Raw genomic sequence first — 21,390 nt, 5'->3', positions numbered from 1 at the left:
TGTCTCTCGAAGATGTACCTGTCTCGTTCATATAATTAAGTACATTCATTTTATAGTCAGCTGAATAGTTTGTATAGGACTTTAAGAAAGTCTCTACGCCATTTTTTTGATAACGGCGAACCCATTCACTGACAATCTGAGCTGTCACACCGATATCATTCGCAATTTCGATCAAAGTTTCATTTCCATTTAAATATCGTTGAACTGCTTGAATACGTTGTTCAACACTTACTTTTGTCATAAAAAAACCCCCGTAAAAGTTAGATTAATGTCTAACTTTTACGGGGCAGTTCATTTTCCCGATGGCTTTTGTCTACATGTTGAGATGCCTTCTTTTACAAAGACATTTTACAATTATCGATTGGAATGGCCTTTTACAGCTATAATCTCTTTAGCAATTAATTTATCATCCTTAAATTTCACTATATAAGCCTGAGTCAACAAAGTTTCATCATTCCAACGGTATTCATTATTCTTCACCTTTTTACCTGCGCCACCTGCTGTCTCAACTACCTCAATATATGACATATCATTTTTTAATTTCTCAAATTCTACTTCGTTCATATTTTTTTGCCAGTGATACGTATTTGCTTCTTCAATCTCTATAATAGGATCTCCACAGCCTACCATCATAATCATGGAACCAATAAGCAAAGGTAAATAAAAATGGTTTAAGAAATGGTCTTTGCCCATATAAACACCTCCGTAGCCAATCCAATTACTTCTAATTTTTACCCGTCGTTTTAATTTTAGAAACATATCTCATTTTACCTTATAAAACCGTCATCATTTATCGGTAATTTTTACTATCTTTAGATAACGTTAAATATATACAATTCATTAGTTTCATTTCAATACTACAAGTGATTTCATTGGGATTGGGCGTATTTCGAGTGACAGTAGTGGGGCCATTTAGGGCAATAGATGTTATTTTGTTAAAATCAATAGGAGGTAGGTCATAAAGCCTTCACCAAATGTAAAGCTTTTCACCTCTATGTTTCTACCCAGTGAACTGGGTCTTCATAAAGTGACACTTTCACAATTGAAATAAGTGCTTGAATCAATTTCTGGTTGACGGCTATGCGGCAAGAAAATTCTCATTCAATACAAAAAAGCTCTTATGACTGTAACAGTACATAAGAGCGAACATATCAATTTTAAATGGCGGTCCCGACCGGGATCGAACCGGCGATCTCCTGCGTGACAGGCAGGCATGTTAACCGCTACACCACGGGACCTCTTTAAGACATTTATAAATATATCATATAAGAAAAAGGTATGCAATATATATTTTCATATTTTTTCTTCTCCTATTTTTCTAACAATTGGCATCAATCTTGCAAATAAATTAATAGTTTCAACACACTTTTTAGTAGGAGGTTGGTGCCATGGTTCGGTACATATTTACACGAATTGGCTATATGATCATTACGCTTTTTATTATTATCCTGCTGTCATTTTTATTAATGAAGGCTTTGCCAGGTTCACCATTTAATGATGAACGCCTTCCAGAGACGCAAAAAGAGCTATTATACAAAAAATACGGATTAGACAAGCCGGTTCCTGTGCAATTTGGTATTTATTTAACGAATCTTGTACAAGGAGATTTAGGTGTTTCTTTTGTCTTTGATAATCGACCAGTGACTAAGATTATTCAGGAACGTATTGGTGCATCGGCTGTTTTAGGCTTTCAAGCCATTCTAGTAGGTACAATTATTGGACTTTTTTTAGGCATTATAGCTGCTCTAAGACACAACACTATTATTGACTACGGCGCTACAATACTAGCCGTACTAGGCATATCCATTCCATCATTTGTTTTTGCAGGTTTTTTACAGTATTGGGTTGGCGTTAAATTGGGCTGGTTACCCATTGCCTTTTGGAATGGCTTTGAGTACTCCATTTTACCAACCATTGCTTTAGCTGTTGGAGTAATTGCTACAATTGCTCGTTTCACGCGTATCGAAATGCTAGAGGTCCTTAGTCAAGAATACATTTTAACCTCAAAAGCAAAAGGATTATCAAAGCCTATTATCATTACAAAGCATGGGATTCGAAATGCCATGATCCCAATCGTAACTATTATTGGTCCGTTAACCGTAAACACTATTACTGGTTCACTTGTTATTGAAAAGGTATTCAGTATTCCAGGTTTAGGTGAGCAATTTGTTAATTCAATTATTACAAATGATTATCAGCTCATTATGGGAACGACTATTTTTTATGCGGTGTTATTTGTAACCGTCATTTTAATCATTGATATTTTATACGGATTGATTGACCCCCGAATTCGTGTGACAGGAGGCGATAAGGCATGACCATAAAACTGACAGATGATACAACGAAGAGCCCTTCAAAGGAGTTATTTGAATATGCCTCGCAAACTGATATTACAGATGATTTCACCTATCGTCCTGAGCAATCATTTTGGCAGGATGCATGGCGTGGCCTGCGGAAAAATAAAGCAGCTATCGTTGGGCTATGTACTATTATCATTGTTCTATTACTTGCCGTTTTCGGGCCCTTTATGAATAGCCACGGCTATGACGAACAAAATATTGCGCGTACCAATTTACCGCCAAAAATTCCTGTCCTTGAGAATATTTCTTTCTTAGGCTTAAATGGTGTCGATAGCCGAGGCATAGACCAATATGAAGCGAAAGGGATTGAAGAATATTTTTGGTTCGGTACAGATGAATTAGGACGAGATCTATGGACACGTGTATGGGAAGGAACAAGGATTTCTCTTTATATTGCTTTTTTAGCAGCAACCATCGATCTCATTATAGGCGTTGCTTATGGGGCTGTTTCAGCATTTTATGGTGGTCGAACAGATACTATCATGCAACGTATTATTGAAGTGTTAGTGGGTATACCCGGACTAATTGTGAACATACTTCTGATCCTTATTTTAAAGCCAGGCATTATTTCAATTACGATTGCAATGGTGATCGTAGGATGGATTAGTATGGCTCGAATTGTTCGAGCACAAATACTGAAGTTAAAAACATATGAATATGTGCTTGCTTCACGAACACTTGGTGCTAGTAACCAGCGTCTCATATGGAAGCATTTAATTCCCAATACGCTTGGACCAATTATCGTTGCGACTACATTTACTATTCCAGGTGCTATTTTCACAGAGGCTTTATTAAGCTTTATTGGACTAGGGCTACAACCACCAACCGCTTCTTTGGGGACAATTGTTAATGATTCATATAAATTATTAAGAATTTATCCACATGGCATGATTGTCTCATCTATTGTCATTAGTTTAATTATGATTAGCTTTAATTTACTCGGTGATGGACTGCGTGATGCATTCGATCCAAAAACTCGTAAATAGGAAGGTGCTCTAAATGAAAAAAATAGTAGAGGTAAAAAACTTAAGTGTTTCCTTCAACACGTACAATGGTGAGGTACAAGCCGTACGCAATATATCATTTGATTTATTTGAAGGTGAAACCTTAGCCATTGTAGGCGAGTCTGGCTCTGGAAAATCTGTTACTTCGAAAAGCCTTCTTCGCCTCAATCCAACCGAGTCCACAATGATAAAAAGCGGACACATTTTTTATAACGGGCATGATATTTTATCTTCCAGTGAGCAAGAAATTCGAGCAATACGCGGAGCTGAAATCGCTATGATTTTTCAAGATCCAATGACTGCCTTAAACCCTACGATGACGATTGGTCACCAAATTGCAGAAAGTATAAAAAAACATACGACTTTACGTGGCCGACACATAACTAACCGTGTTATAGAACTATTGCAACTTGTCGGAATTAAAGAAGCTGATAAACGCTATAAACAATACCCACATCAATTTTCTGGAGGTATGCGCCAGCGAATAGTCATTGCCATGGCTCTTGCTTGTGAGCCACGTATCATCATTGCTGATGAGCCTACCACAGCACTAGATGTTTCGATCCAAGCGCAGATTTTAGAATTATTAAAAAATCTACAACAAAAAATGAATTTATCCATTATCTTTATTACCCACGATTTAGGCGTTGTCGCTAAAATGGCAGATCGCGTCGCCGTGATGTATGCTGGAAAAATCATTGAGATTGGCTTAGTTGATGAAATATTTTATCATTGTCAGCACCCTTATACACAAGGGCTACTCGCAGCCATGCCTAATCCAGATATTGAGACAAATTCATTGTATGCTATTCCTGGAACGCCACCAAACCTACTTCATCCCCCTACTGGTGACGCCTTTGCAGCTCGTAATAAACATGCCTTAAAAATTGACTTTATAGAGGAACCACCTATGTTTCAGGTCAGCGACACTCATTTCGCTGCCACTTGGTTATTGCATGAACACGCACCGAAAATAGTACCGGTTCATCAACAGCTTGCTCAAGTACAGCAAGAGAAGCGTCAGGCACCAACTATCTTTGATAAAGAACATCCATATTTATCATTAAAAGAGGTTAAGCAGCACTTTTCTTTAAGTAAAAACACGGTTAATAAAGCGGTAGATGGCATTACTTTCGATATTTATAAAGGAGAAATTTTTGGTCTTGTAGGAGAATCCGGATGTGGTAAATCGACAACGGGACGTTCCATTATTGGACTCCATGCGATTACTAGTGGTGAGATTCACGTTGATGGCCGTAATATCAATGACCATCAAACAAAAAAAGACAAGCTTGCCTTCAATAGCAAGGTGCAAATGATTTTTCAAGATCCCTATTCTTCTCTCAATCCACGTATGAAGATAATGGATATTATTGCAGAAGGATTGGCCATTCATGAAGTACCTAAAAGTGAATGGAAGTCAAAAATATATGAGCTATTAAACATAGTCGGATTAACAAAGGAGTATGCAAACCGTTATCCTCACGAACTTAGTGGTGGCCAGCGTCAGCGAATTGGTATTGCACGTGCTCTAGCTGTAGAGCCTGAACTCATCATTGCAGACGAGCCTATCTCTGCATTGGACGTTTCCATTCAGGCACAAATAGTGAATCTGCTAAAAAAGTTACAACAAGAACGTGGGTTGACCTATCTTTTTATTGCACATGATTTGTCGATGGTGAAGTATATTAGTAATCGTATTGGTGTGATGTATCGAGGGAAAATCGTTGAGCTAGCGGATAGTCAAGAGCTCTATGATCACCCCGTACACCCTTATACAAAATCATTATTATCGGCCATTCCATTACCAGATCCTAAGCTAGAGCGAGACCGCAAACGCATTATTTTTAATGAAGCTACCTATCAAGCTAACCGAAATACCGCAAGTGAAAGCTTTGTTGAGATACGGCCTGGTCACTTTGTTATGCTGACAGAAGAGGAGCTTGTCCAATACCGTTCAGCACAAGAAGGAGGTATATTACGTTGAAATTAAAGACCTTCCTCTTACTTGCTAGCTGTATAATCATAGTTTCCCTTAGCTATACCTGGCTCCTCCACCAACCAATCACTTTTTTAACGCTAATTAATAATATTTTCCTTATATCCCTTACTGCTACAATTGTAGGTGCTTCATTGGTTGTTGTACAAGGTGGGCTTTTTAATGGTATCGCCTATAGTTTTAAACGCTTTTTTGCACGTGTTACTAAAAATGGTGTCTATGCCTTTGAATTAGATGGAGATTTAGAATATGTTCATGCTCCGTCCTATACCTTCACTTATCCGCTACTACTAGCAGGTATACTTGGCTGCTCCGTGACAGCCATTTTATCTATAGTTTTCTATCTATAAATGAAAAATGCTGTCCTCTCGAGAAAAGAGGACAGCATTTTTATTTTACAATTTCTACCCATTTATAGCTTATGTCAGCTGAGAATGGATGCTCATATAAGTTTTTCACATATGGTTTTGTCAAACGACTTAACCCTTTTTGGAATGTTGGGGCAAATGCTACATCTTCCATCATTAATTTTTCGGCTTGCTGCATAAGTTCCCAACGCTCGCTAACATTAGAGGTAGTTTTTGCTTGTTTAATAAGTGCATCAACTTTTTCATTTTTATAGTTAGATTGATTATAATAAGCCGTTGACTCAAATAATTCAATATATGTCATAGGGTCTTGATAGTCAGGGCCCCAGCCACCATAGTCTAAATCAAAATCAACAGCTCCTTCTAATGCAAGCTTTTGCTTATTTGGCTGCATATTAATTGTTAGCTCTAAGCCTTCTAAGTTCGTCTCCAATTGGTTTTTAATAAATTCAGCGGCTTTTTTAGATTCTGCACGGTCATATGTTAAAAACTCCAGCTTTACTTGGTCTACACCAAGTTCCTTTAAGCCAGTAGCCCACGCTTCCTTCGCTAGCTCGATATTTGTTTTATTCATATCGCCGTTGCCATCACGGAAATCATTTCCCTTGTCATCTGTTGATAATCCCTGAGGTACTAAATAGTAGGCAGGAATGGAACCATCCTGTAATATCACATCAGCGAATCCTTGTTTGTCCCATGCCATATCAATGGCTTTACGAATGTTTAGATTAGATAAATATTTATTTTCATGATTCATACGAATAAAATACGTATTTGGCTTTAAAAACGTTGAATACTCTGGACTGTCTTTATATTGAGCAACATATTCACTAGATAACTCGGCAGTGTCTATTTCACCAGCTTCATAGAGATTGACAGCCGTTGCCGTATCTTTCACTATTTTCTGCGTGATTTTAGTAAGTTTTACCGTGTCCTTATCCCAATAACTTTCATTTTTGACGAACGTCCATCCTTGCCCATGTTGCCAAGACTCCATCATGAAAGGTCCATTATAGATCATATTTTCCGCTTCTAGCGCGTATTGATCGCCTTGGGACTCTGTAAATTCTTTATTTAATGGGAAGAACGGTGCATACGTTGTTAAGCTAATAAAGTATGGGATCGGCGCATTTAGCTGCACTTCTAACGTTTCATCATTTATTGCTTTAATACCGATTTCCTCCACCTTCCCATAAAGGGGATCTTCTTCTGTTTGCACATTGACAGCATTTTTTATATCTAGCATTAAGTATGAATAGATTGCTTGAGTTTCGGGATTTATAGCTCTTTTCCATGCATACTCAAAATCATGTGCTGTCACTGGAGTCCCATTACTCCACACAGCATCTTTACGTATTTTAAATGTATATACTGTACCATCCTCAGAAACTTCATGTGACTCTGCCATACCTGGAATTGGTGTATTTTCAGGACCTATACGATATAATCCCTCAAATACTGAGTTCATTGCCGTCACAGCAAGTGCATCTACACTCCCTAAAGAGCTCATCGTCGTTAAATCTCCTGTTGCCACTAAATGAAGTTCCTGTGCGGCAATATTATCTTCCCCATCAGAAGATACATTGTCTGTTTCATTACTATTTGTAGTATTTCCAGAAGTGGTGTTATCTTTGCCGTAACAACCGACCAATACAACGAGCATTAATGCTAACAATACGAAAAGCCATTTTGTTTTTTTAGCCATCCTCAAAACCCCTTTAATTTTATTGCACGAAAGAAATCGCACTATAAAAATCTATGCAATTTCCATGCCGATTCTATTTTTTAAAAAATTGGCACAGATTTTGCATTATACTTTCATTAAAGGGGGAATGACAACATGTCAAAACTAGAACAATTACGAAATGCTCTACAAGCACAAGGTACAAGCGCAATGATTATTACAAATGCTCAAAACCGACGTTATTTAACAGGATTTACAGGAAGTGCAGGAACGGTTGTAGTAACTAACACACGAGCACTTTTATTGGTGGACTTCCGCTATACACAGCAAGCAACAGAGCAAAGTAAAGCATTTGAGGTTCATGAAATTGATCGCAGCCGTTTATATGAAACGATTCAAGAAATTTTAGAACAGGAATCCATTCAAACTGTTGGCTTTGAACAACATCACGTCACTTACTACACGTATCAATTAATGGCAAATAAATTAACAGCAACATTAAAGCCTTTATCTACAATTGTGGAAGATTTACGTATGATTAAGACACCAGAGGAAATTGAAATTATTAAGAAAGCAGCTTGGATTTCAGATGAAACCTTTAAGCATATTTTGACATTCATTAAACCTGGTGTTACAGAAATCGAAATTGCCAATGAGCTGGAATCCCATATGCGTAAAAATGGTGCTACTGGCGCTGCATTTGATATGATTGTCGCTTCTGGTCATCGCTCTGCTCTACCACATGGCGTGGCATCTTCGAAAACTATTAAGCAAGGTGATATGCTTACACTTGATTTTGGCGCTTATTATGAAGGCTATCGTTCTGACATGACAAGAACTATTGCTGTCGGCGAGCCCCCTGAACAATTAAAAGAAATATATCAAATTGTTTATGGCTCCTTGCAACACGCTCTTTCTAATATGAAGGCTGGTATTACTGGACGACAGGCAGATAGCTATACACGTGACTATATTACAGCTAAAGGCTATGGGCAAAATTACGGACATGGAGCAGGTCATGGCATCGGTCTAGATATTCACGAAAATATTTTCATGTCGACAGTTTGTGAAGACGTTTTAGAGGAGAATATGGTGCTTACTGTAGAGCCAGGCATTTATGTCCCACAAGTTGGTGGTGTTCGTATAGAGGATGATGTCATCATTACAAAAGATGGTGTTGAAATAATCACACACTCGCCAAAAGAACTCATTATTTTATAATTTCTTTACACTTACCCTATAGATGTTTACTTTTTTTTACACTTTTTAAAACCATTCATTTCAACATTTTGAGCTTATTATTGAAAGCTAATGATTCATTTCGTTGCACATGTCAAAGTTTCTTGTCACTATATTTTTCTAAGTTAGTTAGATAGATTGATAGAGAATCGAGGTTTAAGTATGCAACTTTCTATTAAACAAACACAGGAATTACAAATCGTTATGTCTACCCAACTTCGTCAGGCAATCGAGCTACTCCAATACTCAACTCAGGAGTTAGAACAATATATACGTGAACAAGAGCTCGTTAATCCGTTAATCGAACTAAGTGAACCAACACTTAAAGAGCACCTACAGATTCCAAAAACGAGTAGCGGACACTATAACAATTGGCATCTTTCTACAAAATGTGAAAAAAATATTCGTGATGAGCTGTTCCAGCAGGTCAGGCTAACATTTGATAATGAAAAGGACATTCAGCTCTTAAAACATATTATTTATCATTTAGATGACAATGGTTATTATGAGCAACCTATACAAACTTCTTATAATGACCTAGAAATAGAAAAGGGCATTCATTTATTACAAACGATTGGTCCTTTAGGAATGGGTGCACGTAATTTAAAGGAATGTTTACTATTACAAACTATTTATTGTCCTAACAGCCCTGCTCATGCCGATACTATTATTTCTAATTATCTAGAAGAGCTTGCTCATAATAATTGGAAGAAAATATTAAAAGAGCTGGATATATCACTAAATGACTTACAAATGATTTATCTTTTTATACAATCTTTACAGCCAAAACTAAGCTCATTATTTTATCAGGAATTGGTACATACGACGATACCAGATATTATTGTTGATATTGTTGACGGTGGGATTACCTTTTCGTTGAACGATTATTATTTACCAAAGATTAGTATTCACGCTGACTACTTTCCTTATATAAAAGCTCATTCCTCAGAAAAGAGTTATTTTAAAAAACACTTAGCTGACTACCACTGGCTAGTGAACAGCATTGAACAACGTCGAAATACAATGATCAACATTATGAAGGCCCTTATTGAAAAGCAAAAAAATTTCTTTCTGGATGGCTTCGACGCCATGCAACCACTTACGTTGCGTGAAATTGCTGACCAAATAGATGTTCACGAATCAACGGTAAGTCGTATTACAACAAATAAGTATGTACAAACTGCTTTTGGCACCTTTGAATTAAAGGAATTATTCAGCTCTAAATTGTCGACAGCCAATGGTCAGAGTGTGTCACAAGTAAAGGTGAAGTCTTTGCTGTCAGACTATATCAAGTCAGAAAATAAGGCTAAGCCCTTCTCTGATCAAAAAATAGCTGAATATTTTAACGCTGCTTTAGGCATTGAAATATCTCGACGTACCATAGCCAAATACCGCGAGGACATGAGTATCCCGTCCTCTGCACGGCGTAAAATAATACCCTTTCAATAACGAGAAAAGGAGCTACCTATTGAAGATAGCTCCTTTTCCTTCTTTCATGCAAATTCACCTATTATTGCTTCATATTAACAAATACACTTTTCACCTCAGTGTAATTGGACAATCCATATTCACCGCCCATTTCACGACCAATACCTGACTGTTTGTAACCTCCAAATGGCATCGTTTCCCATTCTAATCCAAAATCATTAATCCATACTGTCCCTGCTTGTAGTTTACTAGCAATATAATGTGCCTTCTTTACATTTTCAGTCCAAATGCTTGCAGCAAGTCCATACTTACTATTATTAGCGCGTGCAATTACTTCATCTACTGTTTCAAACGATAGAATGGACATAACAGGTCCGAAAATCTCTTCTTGGGCAATTGTCATCGTGTCCTGTACATCAGCAAAGATAGTTGGTTGGACAAAATATCCCTTTGGCAGTGCTCGATCACCGCCAGCTACTAAGCGAGCACCCTCCTCTTTTCCTTTTTCGATAAAATAAAGAACAGTGTTTAATTGCTTTTGTGACACTAATGGACCCATATCTGTTTCTGGGTCTAAACCTGGCCCTACCTTCAATGCTTTAGCCTTTTCTGCGAGTCGTTCAATAAATTGATTGTATAGACTACTATGCACAAATACTCGTGTACATGCGCTACAGTTTTGGCCATGATTGTACATCGTCCCAGCAAATGTTCCTTCTATTGCCTCCTCGACATCTGCATCTTGTAACACAATAGCAGGAGATTTCCCCCCAAGCTCTAATGTTATACTTTTCACATCATCAGCAGCCTTTTTCATCACGTGTATTCCTGTCTTTGTTGATCCAGTGAAGGCTACTTTTGCTACACCTTTATGAGTAACAATCGCTTCGCCCGCCTCTCCCGTACCTGGTACAATATTTACTACACCGTCCGGAAAACCAGCTTGTTTCATTAATTGCCCCACATATAATAATGACAATGGCGTTTCAGCCGCAGGTTTGATGACAACCGTACATCCTACAGCTAACGCTGAGCCAAGCTTCCATGCCGCCATGGCAAGAGGAAAATTCCAAGGAATAATTTGACCTACAACTCCAACGGGCTCATGTACAATGTAATTCAAGTAATCCTTCGACACTTGTACAGTCTGGCCTGTAATTTTTGTTGCCCAGCCCGCATAATAACGAAAATGTTGAACTGTGCCATCCACATCATCTGCAAGAGCAGTTTTATATGGTTTTCCATTGTCTAATGATTCAAGCTGTGCTAGCTCTTCACGATGTTCTTCTAGTAAATCTGCCAATTTATAAATAATTCGGGAGCGTTCAGCTGCCTCCATCGTTGACCATTCACCATCAAATGCTTTTCGAGCAGCTTCTACTGCAAGATCAATATCTTCTGCCTGTGCTTCGCTTACTACCGCAATGACCTCTTCATTAGCAGGATTTAAAACATTCAATGCTTTACCTGATTGAGCTTGCACATATTCACCGTCAATATACAAGCCGATCGTGGACTGTAGAAATTCCTTTACTTGTGGTTTTAATGTCAACACTGCCTCCATCATTCATCCCCCTTTGCATTAATAATGTTCAATTGCCAGTACGTCTAAATTAGTCATAATTGCTTTAAGTTGGGCATCTTCTTCCTCTGTTAGTGGGAGTCGTGGTAGACGACAAGGCCCTCCTGCCCACCCTTTTAGTTCCATTGCACGTTTAGTAATTTGTACATATTTACCCGATCCCTCTAAAAATGCACATAAAGGTAATAAGCGATCGTAAATTGCCCAAGCTGCCTCTAGGTTCCCCTCTTGTACTTGGCTATATAATTTTGTCACAAGCTCTGGCACAATATTTCCAGATACAGAAATCCACCCAACAGCCCCAACTAAAAATGATTCGATAGCTAAATCCTCTGAGCCACAAAATACTTTTATATCATCTTGGCCTTGACGTACGATATCACGCGCTTTTCCAATATTGCCGCTTGATTCTTTAATATGTGTAATATTTGGAACATCTCTACCTACTTTTAAAATCGTTTCTAAGCCAATATCTACCCCCGAAGTAAACGGATTATTATAGATCATAATAGGGAAGTTTACAGATTCGGCTACTGATTTAAAATGAACATATATTTCATCATCTTTTGGATGTGCGTAATAGGAATTAATTAATAATGCTGCATCTGCTCCAGCCTGTTCTGCCTGCTGTGTATAGATAATTGCTTCTGCAGTTGTTTCAGCTGCTGTACCAACAATCAATGTAATTCGCCCTTTAATTTGATCTACAGCTACCTCTACTGCTTTAAACCGTTCTTCTTTCGTTAAACTTACAAATTCACCTGTACTACCGTTAATAGCAATACCTGTTACCCCTGCTTCAATAAAATGTTCAATATTTTGACGGAAACCACCCCAATCAATGTCTGTTTGATTTTTCATCGGCGTTACTAATACAGGAAATACACCTTCTAGATTTTTCATCTTTATCCTCCTCTATCCTCTTTTATTACACAATGATAAATCCATGCTGCAAAGGATCTTCACGGTCCACTACAAATTGATGGATTCCTGTGATATAACCTGTTAATGCAATTTCGTAGCCAGCTTCATGCTTTTGTATAATTTCAATGCTGCTACCAAAAATACTGTCGTTTTTTTTGACAGCTTCTTCCCCTAAAACCGCTATTAACGCCAGTGTACTATCTACACCAGGTGAACGTAATATATAGCCATCTCGTTCAAAGGTAACGGACCTGACAGAGCCAACTAATTGTTCATACATAATGACCCCATCTGCCGTACTATATTTCTCACTTTCTAGTAATCCCCACGTACTGATTTCTGCTAATTCTTCTAAAACAATGGCTTTAATTTGCCGTGGTTTTTCAACCACCATGTAGCGTCGTTCATTATCAATAATGACTTGCTCACCTTCTAAATGTGCTGGCTTCACTATTAAATGAACTGATAATACTGCATCTCTCTTTTCAGAAAGTTTGACATAGGCTTCATAGACGCCTTTGACTGTTTCAATAGAGTAAGTATTATTTTTTGAGAGTTCTATTGTTCCTTGCTCAATCAATGCTGTCATTGTGGCTACAAGTGCCTCATACTTAAAATTTGTAGAAGCTGCATGCTGGAAAAATAATAAGCGATAAGAAGCAATAGCGGATGGTAAAACAAGGCAGCCATTCATTCCACGGTGTCCTCTAGGCTCATTCAAAAGCTGTTGTTTTGTATCTTCAAATTGTGTATTTAACTGATGATCCGCTTCCAAAATATCTTCATGCATAAGCATGATTGGGGATTGCACAATGATGCGAAAGGCTTCTCCCACTACTTGTGTATCTATCGTTTGAAAAGACTTATGAAAATTCATGTTTATCCTCCCTTAGTGATCCATTGGCGGAATCATCAAATAGCCCTCTTTTAGTGGGTCCTGATCATTGTAAAAGAAACGATGCATCCCCATTACCCATGCTGATCCTGTTACCTCCGGAATAACAGCTGTTAAACCACTTATCGTTACTTCTTCTAGTACACGTGCTTTAAACATTGTTCCCACAATACTTTCATAAACGAAGGACTCATTGAGAGCGAGCTTATTTTTTGAGTAGAGTGTAGCAATTTTGGCAGAAGTACCAGTGCCACAAGGAGAACGGTCTATTCCTCCTGGCGGAACAACAACTGTATTTTTTAAATCTGCTGATGGGTTAACTGGATCTGTATAAAACTCAATATGTGTAAGCCCATGGATAAACGAGAATTCAGGATGGACAATATCCTCCTTAGCATTTACAGTATTACGGAGGCGAATAGCCGTGTTAATAATCTTCGTCGAATTGTCTACAGCTAAGTCTAGATTGATTTTTCTAGCATCAATAATGCCGTAAAAGTTCCCTCCATATGCTATTTCACATTCCACTACACCTAGCTCAGCATCGTTGATTTCAATCGTTTTTAATAAAAAGGATGGTACGTTTTTAAAGGTCACTTCCTTCGCTACTCCATCATCCACTTTAATTTGTACATCTATTAAACCTGCAGGTGTGTCCAATTTTATGTTTGTATAGGGTGTAGTGACCTCTATTAAATTTGCTTCAATTAGTGCTGTACAAACACCTATTGTGTCATGTCCACACATTGGTAAGTACCCACCTGTTTCTATATAAATCACGCCAATATCGGCTTCGGGGTGGCAAGGATCTGTAATGATAACGCCTGACATTACGCTATGTCCTCGTGGCTCATTCATAAGAAATTTTCGAATCCAGTCATAGTTCTCTTGCATAAATAACATTTTTTCTGACATAGTTTTGCCTTCAAGCTTGGGCATACCACTTATTAATGAACGTGTTGGATTTCCACCCGTATGAGTATCAATCGTCGTAAATAGCTTTTGAAAATTCATTTATGAAGGACTCCTTTCTGAAAACGACTAAGATGTACCGGTTCAGTAGGAATGCATGTATCTGTGTGCTGGAGTAATTCTTGGATAAGTTTTCCGGTAACTGCAGCTAAGCTAATGCCATCTCCTTCATGACCCGCTGCAATATAGAAGCCAGGTACTTCTTCTACTTCACAAATAATAGGTAAATGATCTTCTGTCCATGGTCTTAACCCTGCATATGTACGAATAATCGACATATCAGCAATTTTTGGATAGAATCGTACTGCACGTCTAGCAATCATTTTTGCCACATCATGATTCACCTTCGTGTCAAAGCCTACAAATTCACGACTACTCCCTATTAAAAAATTCTGTGCCTCTGTCGGTTCAAACACTAAGGCTACTCCATACTTTTCAATATCCGCATCCACCTTACGCTCTCCACCAAACTTTGAAATTAAATAACCAAATTCCATTACTTTTCTTAGCCCAACTGCTTGCTGACGTGATGCGACCAGTATATGACCTTTGCGAGGTTTAATGGGAATATCAATATCAAGCATTTGTCCAATAAACGGTGCCCAAATTCCGCAAGCATTAATGACTTTATTGGCGGTTATCCATCCGTCATTCGTTTCAAGTAAAAATGTATGATCTGGCTGTTTTTTAATATGCTTGACCTCTGTCTGTTTTTTTATCTTTGCCCCTAACTTCTCAGCTGAATGAAACATAGAAAATGTCAGCATGTATGGGTTCACTGTTGAATCAGTTTTACATTCCAATCCACCGTATAAGTCATCTGCGAAGTATTTTGATTCGTTCCGTAAATCCTCACGATCTAACATCGTAAAATCTAAACCCGCCTCTTGTTGGCGATTAACCCATTGCTGCGCAGCCTCCATCTCTAGCTCACTTTCACAAACAAGGATGCTGCCCGGATTCCGATATTCAAAGCTCATATCTAACTCTCTATTAAGTTCATGAACCAATCTTTGACTGACTAAAGACATTTGACTGTCGAAGCCAGGATCTTTATCAATAGCTAAAATATTGCCATCACAACGAGAAGAAGTCCCACTCGCAAGTTCGTTTTTTTCAAGTATTGTGATATCTAGGCCGGCCTTTGCGCAATAATAAGCTATTGCTCCACCAATAATGCCACCACCAATAATTACGATATCATGATGGGATTTCTTCATATCTTCCTCCTCCTTTCTATTTATGACTGTATGATGCAAAAATCATGCCAATCTATCAAACTGGAATTTGTTTGATAAACTAGGCACTATGTGTCAAAATTATTTATATTATTCAAAATAATTGGACAAATGAACAATAAGGGGGGACTTATCTTGCATCCATATCATTTAATAATGAATAAAATAGTAAAATGTAACTTTGCTATTACAACTACTGACGACATTGTGTCCAAAATAAACGATGCCAGCAAACAATATTTTGTGATTGAAAATAATAAACCCTATGGTGCAGTTCGCGGTAAAAGAAAAAATGATGTTCACTATGTTGCCTGTCATACCATCCAGTCGAATTGCCCGCTCAAAAACGCCATTGAATATATGAAGGACTACGAATTTTTACTAGTTTGTAATGAGGAGAAGCAATATTTAGGATATTTATGGAGAGAGTCCTTAGCATACGACCTTGCCTATGAATTAGAATGCGGAAATGCTTATTTACAAACTATTTTAAATACTATTAATGAATCATGTACGGTTATAGATGCTGAACAAAATGTTATTTATTGGACAAAGGGTGCCGAAAGCATTTTTTCAGTATCTGGAGAAAATATTATCGGTAAGCCAATCACTCACTTTTTCAAAGAAGATCAACTAGAAATTTTACATACTTTACAGCATAGAAAATCTGTCTATCAACAGCAGCATTTTCCACGGGAAGATCTCGTCGTCATGATTAACTCTAATCCTGTTATGCTGCATGATAAGACAATTGGAGCGGTGGTAGCTGAAACAGATATTACCCATGTCAAGAAATTAAACGAAGAGCTTCATATTACATCTGAGAAATTGTTAAATTTAGAGAAACAGATGAATACGAATGGCCTAGCCTTTGACCCATTCACCCTTATTCGTGGTAATAGTCCAAAGCTTAAAGAAGTATTAGAAAAAGTAAAAAAGGTCGCAAAAACCGAGGCAAATATTTTAATTTATGGAGAGAGTGGCGTTGGTAAAGAGCTGTTTGCACGTGCAGTTCACGCTATTCGAGAAAAGTCTGAGGCACCCTTTGTTGCTATCAATTGTGGGGCCATTCCAAGCGGTCTATTTGAAAGTGAAATTTTTGGCTATGAAAAAGGAGCTTTTTCTGGTGCCCATCAAAAGGGAAAAAAAGGTAAAGTAGAGCTTGCACGTGGGGGTACTTTATTTTTAGATGAAATCGGTGAGATGCCGCTAGAAATGCAAGTCAAGATTTTACGATTGCTCCAGGAAAAAACTTTTTACACAGTTGGCGGTACAAAGGAAATGGACGTCGAATTTAATTTAGTAGCAGCTACTAATAGAGATTTGAAACAATTAGTGGCAGAGGGCAAATTTAGAGAAGATTTATATTATCGACTGAATGTGGTGAATTTCACAGTCCCCCCTCTTAGAGAGCGAGCATCAGATATATTAGAAATAAGCAATTACTTCTTATATGAAAAGTCGATTAAATATAATCGACCTATTCAAGGTATCCCAACTGAAATAGCAAATGTTCTTTTAAAATACCACTGGCCAGGCAATGTGCGTGAATTATCTAATGTTATCGAGCGACTCGTTGTTTTTTCTGATGAGGGGGCCATTCATATGGAAGATCTTCCTACTGATATTTTAGCGATGATGCCAAAAGATGAAACATTGGACGTTAAGAGGGAGTTTCCTCTAGGGACAGAGCTCCACCATCAGCTTGAACATTATGAACGAGAAATAATATTAGACCAGCTTGCTAAAGTAAATGGTAATAAGAAAACATGCGCTAAAATTTTAGGTATTACTCGTGCCACTTTATACAACCGATTAAAAAAATTAAACATAGACGTCTAATTTATTTAAATATATGTCAATATTTCTATACACATCTTTCACATCCATCTAGATTTACTTTTCGTAGCTATTTTTTTCTTTGGCATAGTTTTTGCATTATGTTCTATGTTAAGTATTTTTTAGAGTAGAGGTGGAACTATGCAAAATAAATCTATGATTGTATGCCGTTGTGAAGAAATTAGTTACGATGAATTAGTTGAAAGCGCATCAAAATATAAGTGCTCTGCACGAGAACTGAAATTACGAACGCGTGCAGGTATGGGCTATTGTGGCGGTCGTACATGCCGTACTATGGTAGATAAAATTGCCAATCTTCATCATCCTCGTAAAAATGATGAGGTTTCATTAAAACATCAAGCCCCTATTCGACCAGTACGATTCTCCGACTTAGGGGAGGTTAACTGATGACAGAACGTATATTAAACCACCCAATTTTCGGGAACATAATACAAAGAGAAAAAGTGACCTTTACTTTTGACGATCATGAGTTTGAAGGTTACAAAGGTGAGTCCCTAGCGGCTGCCTTGCTAGCACACGGAATACGGACTTTACGTTTGCACGAAGAAACTGGGCAGCCTCGAGGTATTTATTGTAATATTGGACATTGTTTTGAATGCCGTGTCACTGTAAATGGCTTAGAGGGCGAACGAGCATGCTTAACCCCTCTCTCAGATGGGATGGTTGTAAAAAGTGGACAGACACTTCCTACGACAGTAAGAGACTGGAGGAAGAATCATGAACAATAAAGTAGTTATTATTGGAGCTGGTCCTGCTGGGCTTGCGGCGGCCATTACATTAGCGGAAAAAAATATTGCAGTCCTTGTTATCGATGAATATTTATATGCGGGAGGTCGATTACTGGGACAACTATATGAAGAAAAGCCAGGAACATGGTGGAATGGCATTGTAGAATCTGAACGTTTAGTAGAACGTGCTAAAGCAGTCCATGTTGAGTTTTTATTACAAACAAGTGTATCCGACTTAGAAAAAATAGATGACATGTGGATCATCCATACAACCAAAGGTGTATTTCGCACCCAACATCTGCTACTAGCTACTGGAGCTGCCGAATCGCCTTTCCCAATTCCAGGTTGGACGCTACCAGGGGTAATGTCTGTTGGAGCAGCACAAGTTATGACAAATGTGCATCGTGTGAAGCCAGGTAAACGTGGCGTCATTGTCGGAGTTAATGTACTTTCTTCAGCGATTGCGATGGAATTACAATTAGCAGGTGTTCAGGTAGCCGCTATTACATTACCCCCTGCTAACTTGTTAACAGAAGGGAATAGCAATCCCTTAGAAGTTATGAACTCATTATTGCATGTAGCTCATATGGCTCCCTCCCCTTTTGTTAAGATGGGTAGCAAATTCATGAAAAATGACTTTATGAAAAAACTCGGTATTACCTTTTATCCTAAAAATGGTGTGAAAATGTGGGATATACCTATTATGTTGCGTAAAGCGGTTATAGAAATCGTAGGTAAAGATCAGGTCGAAGGGGTAGTTTTAGCAACTGTGAATACAGACGGCTCTATTGTGAAAGGTAGCGAACAACGTATCAAAGCTGATTTTATTTGTATCGCTGGTGGCCTTTACCCTCTAGCAGAGCTTGCTTCTGTAGCAGGTTGTCCATTTCATTATATCGAACAATTAGGTGGGTTCATTCCTTTACATAATGAACAAATGGAAACTAATTTAGAGGGGTTATATGTAGCTGGAAATATTACAGGAATTGAAGGAGCCAAGGTAGCATTAGCGCAGGGAGAAGTTGCAGCACTTACAATTGCTCAACGCCTCAATGGAGGAGCATCCAATCATGATATTAAGCTGGCCATCCAAGCTGTTGAAAAAACAAGAGCCACTGCACATATTCAATTTCATCCAGAAATTTTAGCTGGCCGTCAGCAGATGAAACAAATTTGGAATGAAACTGTTGGGTCTCTTACTATTCATAAAAAAACTATATGAAAGTGTAAAAGTCTTTTTCTCATCTTCATGAGTAAAAGGCTTTTTTGCTTTATGGCATAAAACATGCAATACATAGGGTGAGCTTAAAAATCATGAAGGGAGGTTTTCGCTATTTAAACATTTACCTAAACTAAAGCCGTACACACGCTTCAATCATATTGCAGGCATAATTCGCGTGATGAGTTGAGTGCTGGTGATGTATAGTAAACAAATTTTAGGGTGATAATTAAGGATTTTGATTTAAGAAAAAAAGGGGGAAACATCTATGGAGACAATCGTTAATGCGTTGGTCGATTATATTTGGGGAAATGCACTTGTATACTTAGCATTAGGGGTAGGTCTTTACTTTACCGTCCTAACAAAAGCTGTTCAAATTCGTTATATTCCTGAGATGATTCGATTATTACGTGAACGTAAAGAGTCAAATGAAGGAATCTCATCATTCCAAGCGTTTTGTATGGCATTGTCTGGGCGGGTTGGTGTTGGCAATATCGCAGGAGTGGCTACGGCAATTGCTGCTGGTGGACCAGGCGCAGTATTTTGGATGGGTGTTATGGCATTTCTAGGGGGTGCAAGTGCATTTATTGAATCAACACTTGCCCAATTATATAAAGAAAAGGCTGATGATCAGTATCGCGGTGGTTCTCCATACTATATCGAAAAGGGTTTAAGACTAAAGGGTTTTGCTATATTTGTTGCGATTGTTATCTGTCTTTCATATGGTGTTCTAGTACCGGGAATCCAGGCGAATACAATTGCCACTTCATTTAATACGGCTTTTCATATTCCGCCCTTTATAACAGGTGCCTTAATCGTTATTCTTTTGGGATTAATCATATTCGGTGGTGTAAAACGCATAGCACGTGTTGCAGATAAAGTTGTTCCTATTATGGCACTTGCCTACGTCATTTTAACACTCTTCATATTAGGAGCGAATGTAAGTGAAATTCCAGATATGGTTAAACTTATACTGACAAGTGCCTTTGGTACAAATGCAATTTTTGGAGGTATAGTGGGGACTGCCATCGCCTGGGGTGTAAGACGCTCGGTATTTTCAAACGTAGCTGGAGCAGGAGAAGCAACTTTTAGTTCTGCTGCTGCTGAAGTATCTCATCCAGCTAAACAAGGTTTAGTTCAAGGGTTTTCCATCTATATTGATACAATCATTGTCTGTACGGCTACAGCTTTAATGATTCTCATAACAGGTATGTATAATGTTACTCCTCCTGGAACAACGACACCGTTAGTTGAAAATATCCCGGGCGTTGTAGCAGGTACTGCTTATACACAAGCAGCAGTATCTACAGTATTTAATGATTTTGGAAGTGGATTCGTAGCTATAGCAATTTTCCTCTTCGCATTCACTACTTTAATGGCATATTATTATATTGCAGAGACAACTATTGTGTATTTAGATAAAAAACTTCGCTTCCCATTTTTAAAATTAGTATTAAAAGTGATCTTCTTACTAGTTGTTTATATTGGAAGTGTTCAATCTGTCAGTCTTATGTGGGGTCTTGGAGACATTGGATTTGGGAGTATGAGTTATTTGAACTTTATTGCTATTGTATTATTAACCAAGCCAGCGATTCGAGTTTTACAAGATTATGATCGACAAAAAAAGGCTGGCCTCGATCCTATTTTTGATCCAAGAGAAGTCGGAATTAAAAATGCCGAATTCTGGATAGAATATAGCAATAGGCATAAAAAGAAATGAATAGAAATAAAAAAACAGTCAGCACACAGCTGACTGTTTTTATTGCCTAGCGACGTCCTACTCTCACAGGGGGAAGCCCCCAACTACCATCGGCGCTAAAGAGCTTAACTTCCGTGTTCGGTATGGGAACGGGTGTGACCTCTTTGCCATCATCACTAGACTATAGTCGG

19 protein-coding genes, 1 tRNA gene and 1 rRNA gene are annotated in these 21,390 nt (G+C 38.1%); 11 read left to right on the top strand and 10 right to left on the bottom strand.

Annotation, left to right across the window (positions count from 1 at the left end; translation table 11 throughout):
* The 3 genes from C9J29_RS23680 to C9J29_RS23670 all read right to left on the bottom strand — a co-directional run.
* Positions 1-241, bottom strand: a 241-nt coding sequence (locus C9J29_RS23680; RefSeq protein WP_153062681.1) for a helix-turn-helix domain-containing protein, incomplete at its 3' end; no start/stop codon positions are given.
* A 113-nt stretch (positions 242-354) separates the two neighbouring features.
* Entirely contained in the window at positions 355-693 is a 339-nt protein-coding gene (locus C9J29_RS23675) for a hypothetical protein (RefSeq protein ID WP_043990233.1), read from the bottom strand.
* Positions 694-1,162: 469 nt separating this feature from the next.
* Positions 1,163-1,238 (bottom strand) — tRNA-Asp (locus C9J29_RS23670).
* Positions 1,239-1,388: 150 nt separating this feature from the next.
* Here C9J29_RS23670 and opp3b point away from each other — a divergent pair.
* The 4 genes from opp3b to C9J29_RS23650 are packed head-to-tail and all read left to right on the top strand — an operon-like array spanning position 1,389 to position 5,713.
* The gene (opp3b, locus tag C9J29_RS23665; RefSeq protein WP_107922886.1) at positions 1,389-2,318 is read left to right on the top strand and encodes an oligopeptide ABC transporter permease; all 930 of its coding nucleotides are present in this window, start codon (positions 1,389-1,391) and stop codon (positions 2,316-2,318) included.
* A complete protein-coding gene (opp3C, locus tag C9J29_RS23660) occupies positions 2,315-3,346 on the top strand; it encodes an oligopeptide ABC transporter permease (protein WP_008177009.1) in 1,032 nt (343 codons plus the stop codon). Before opp3b ends, opp3C begins: the two co-directional genes overlap by 4 nt.
* Before the next feature lie 13 nt (positions 3,347-3,359).
* Positions 3,360-5,351 (top strand): ABC transporter ATP-binding protein, encoded by a 1,992-nt coding sequence (locus tag C9J29_RS25040; RefSeq protein WP_008177010.1) that lies wholly within the window; start codon positions 3,360-3,362, stop codon positions 5,349-5,351.
* Complete coding sequence (locus tag C9J29_RS23650) at positions 5,348-5,713, top strand: DUF3899 domain-containing protein (RefSeq protein ID WP_216604819.1); 366 nt, start codon at positions 5,348-5,350, stop codon at positions 5,711-5,713. Before C9J29_RS25040 ends, C9J29_RS23650 begins: the two co-directional genes overlap by 4 nt.
* A gap of 40 nt (positions 5,714-5,753) precedes the next feature.
* On the opposite strand, the gene C9J29_RS23645 is transcribed toward C9J29_RS23650, so the two are convergent.
* Positions 5,754-7,436 carry a peptide ABC transporter substrate-binding protein gene (locus C9J29_RS23645; protein WP_107922885.1) on the bottom strand — a complete coding sequence of 561 codons (1,683 nt, stop codon included), beginning with the start codon at positions 7,434-7,436 and terminating at the stop codon, positions 5,754-5,756.
* Between the two features lie 135 nt (positions 7,437-7,571).
* On the opposite strand from C9J29_RS23645, the gene C9J29_RS23640 reads away from it, so the two are divergent.
* Positions 7,572-8,636, top strand: coding sequence for a M24 family metallopeptidase (locus tag C9J29_RS23640; protein ID WP_107922884.1), 1,065 nt, complete (start codon positions 7,572-7,574; stop codon positions 8,634-8,636).
* A gap of 180 nt (positions 8,637-8,816) precedes the next feature.
* Positions 8,817-10,103 carry an RNA polymerase factor sigma-54 gene (gene rpoN, locus C9J29_RS23635; RefSeq protein ID WP_089987163.1) on the top strand — a complete coding sequence of 429 codons (1,287 nt, stop codon included), beginning with the start codon at positions 8,817-8,819 and terminating at the stop codon, positions 10,101-10,103.
* Positions 10,104-10,164: 61 nt separating this feature from the next.
* Here the strand turns inward: rpoN and C9J29_RS23630 are convergent, their stop codons facing one another.
* The 5 genes from C9J29_RS23630 to C9J29_RS23610 are packed head-to-tail and all read right to left on the bottom strand — an operon-like array spanning position 10,165 to position 15,675.
* Entirely contained in the window at positions 10,165-11,646 is a 1,482-nt protein-coding gene (locus C9J29_RS23630) for an aldehyde dehydrogenase family protein (RefSeq protein WP_089987164.1), read from the bottom strand.
* Between the two features lie 18 nt (positions 11,647-11,664).
* A complete protein-coding gene (dapA, locus tag C9J29_RS23625; RefSeq protein WP_089987165.1) occupies positions 11,665-12,567 on the bottom strand; it encodes a 4-hydroxy-tetrahydrodipicolinate synthase in 903 nt (300 codons plus the stop codon).
* A gap of 25 nt (positions 12,568-12,592) precedes the next feature.
* Positions 12,593-13,465, bottom strand: coding sequence for a proline racemase family protein (locus C9J29_RS23620; protein WP_089987166.1), 873 nt, complete (start codon positions 13,463-13,465; stop codon positions 12,593-12,595).
* Between the two features lie 12 nt (positions 13,466-13,477).
* Complete coding sequence (locus C9J29_RS23615; RefSeq protein WP_107922883.1) at positions 13,478-14,497, bottom strand: proline racemase family protein; 1,020 nt, start codon at positions 14,495-14,497, stop codon at positions 13,478-13,480.
* Positions 14,494-15,675, bottom strand: coding sequence for an NAD(P)/FAD-dependent oxidoreductase (locus tag C9J29_RS23610; RefSeq protein ID WP_107922882.1), 1,182 nt, complete (start codon positions 15,673-15,675; stop codon positions 14,494-14,496). Before C9J29_RS23610 ends, C9J29_RS23615 begins: the two co-directional genes overlap by 4 nt.
* A 153-nt stretch (positions 15,676-15,828) precedes the next feature.
* Between C9J29_RS23610 and C9J29_RS23605 the strand changes: the two genes are divergently transcribed.
* The 5 genes from C9J29_RS23605 to C9J29_RS23585 all read left to right on the top strand — a co-directional run bounded on the left by C9J29_RS23605 (position 15,829) and on the right by C9J29_RS23585 (position 21,220).
* On the top strand, positions 15,829-17,535 hold the full coding sequence (locus C9J29_RS23605; protein ID WP_237068918.1) for a sigma-54 interaction domain-containing protein: 1,707 nt from the start codon (positions 15,829-15,831) through the stop codon (positions 17,533-17,535).
* A gap of 138 nt (positions 17,536-17,673) precedes the next feature.
* Positions 17,674-17,940 carry a (2Fe-2S)-binding protein gene (locus C9J29_RS23600; protein ID WP_008177031.1) on the top strand — a complete coding sequence of 89 codons (267 nt, stop codon included), beginning with the start codon at positions 17,674-17,676 and terminating at the stop codon, positions 17,938-17,940.
* Complete coding sequence (locus C9J29_RS23595; RefSeq protein WP_008177033.1) at positions 17,940-18,281, top strand: (2Fe-2S)-binding protein; 342 nt, start codon at positions 17,940-17,942, stop codon at positions 18,279-18,281. The genes C9J29_RS23600 and C9J29_RS23595 overlap by 1 nt, the downstream gene beginning before the upstream one ends.
* Positions 18,271-19,503, top strand: a complete 1,233-nt coding sequence (locus C9J29_RS23590; RefSeq protein WP_107922881.1) for an NAD(P)/FAD-dependent oxidoreductase — start codon at positions 18,271-18,273, stop codon at positions 19,501-19,503. The genes C9J29_RS23595 and C9J29_RS23590 overlap by 11 nt, the downstream gene beginning before the upstream one ends.
* Before the next feature lie 265 nt (positions 19,504-19,768).
* Positions 19,769-21,220 (top strand): alanine/glycine:cation symporter family protein, encoded by a 1,452-nt coding sequence (locus C9J29_RS23585; RefSeq protein ID WP_107922880.1) that lies wholly within the window; start codon positions 19,769-19,771, stop codon positions 21,218-21,220.
* A 44-nt stretch (positions 21,221-21,264) separates the two neighbouring features.
* Here C9J29_RS23585 and rrf read toward each other — a convergent pair.
* Positions 21,265-21,380 (bottom strand): 5S ribosomal RNA (rrf, locus tag C9J29_RS23580).
* Between the last annotated feature and the right edge of the window lie 10 nt (positions 21,381-21,390).

Source organism: Lysinibacillus fusiformis (assembly GCF_003049525.1).
Taxonomy (GTDB): domain Bacteria; phylum Bacillota; class Bacilli; order Bacillales_A; family Planococcaceae; genus Lysinibacillus; species Lysinibacillus fusiformis.
The sequence above is the reverse complement of the archived record's forward strand: the minus strand, read 5'-3'. Positions and strand labels throughout refer to the sequence as shown.

Coding starts and splice junctions, on each gene's coding strand:
- C9J29_RS23675 (WP_043990233.1), bottom strand. CDS start 693: ATGGGCAAAGACCATTTCTTAAACCATTTTTATTTACCTTTGCTTATT.
- opp3b (WP_107922886.1), top strand. CDS start 1,389: ATGGTTCGGTACATATTTACACGAATTGGCTATATGATCATTACGCTT.
- opp3C (WP_008177009.1), top strand. CDS start 2,315: ATGACCATAAAACTGACAGATGATACAACGAAGAGCCCTTCAAAGGAG.
- C9J29_RS25040 (WP_008177010.1), top strand. CDS start 3,360: ATGAAAAAAATAGTAGAGGTAAAAAACTTAAGTGTTTCCTTCAACACG.
- C9J29_RS23645 (WP_107922885.1), bottom strand. CDS start 7,436: ATGGCTAAAAAAACAAAATGGCTTTTCGTATTGTTAGCATTAATGCTC.
- C9J29_RS23640 (WP_107922884.1), top strand. CDS start 7,572: ATGTCAAAACTAGAACAATTACGAAATGCTCTACAAGCACAAGGTACA.
- rpoN (WP_089987163.1), top strand. CDS start 8,817: ATGCAACTTTCTATTAAACAAACACAGGAATTACAAATCGTTATGTCT.
- C9J29_RS23630 (WP_089987164.1), bottom strand. CDS start 11,646: ATGGAGGCAGTGTTGACATTAAAACCACAAGTAAAGGAATTTCTACAG.
- dapA (WP_089987165.1), bottom strand. CDS start 12,567: ATGAAAAATCTAGAAGGTGTATTTCCTGTATTAGTAACGCCGATGAAA.
- C9J29_RS23620 (WP_089987166.1), bottom strand. CDS start 13,465: ATGAATTTTCATAAGTCTTTTCAAACGATAGATACACAAGTAGTGGGA.
- C9J29_RS23615 (WP_107922883.1), bottom strand. CDS start 14,497: ATGAATTTTCAAAAGCTATTTACGACGATTGATACTCATACGGGTGGA.
- C9J29_RS23610 (WP_107922882.1), bottom strand. CDS start 15,675: ATGAAGAAATCCCATCATGATATCGTAATTATTGGTGGTGGCATTATT.
- C9J29_RS23600 (WP_008177031.1), top strand. CDS start 17,674: ATGCAAAATAAATCTATGATTGTATGCCGTTGTGAAGAAATTAGTTAC.
- C9J29_RS23595 (WP_008177033.1), top strand. CDS start 17,940: ATGACAGAACGTATATTAAACCACCCAATTTTCGGGAACATAATACAA.
- C9J29_RS23590 (WP_107922881.1), top strand. CDS start 18,271: ATGAACAATAAAGTAGTTATTATTGGAGCTGGTCCTGCTGGGCTTGCG.
- C9J29_RS23585 (WP_107922880.1), top strand. CDS start 19,769: ATGGAGACAATCGTTAATGCGTTGGTCGATTATATTTGGGGAAATGCA.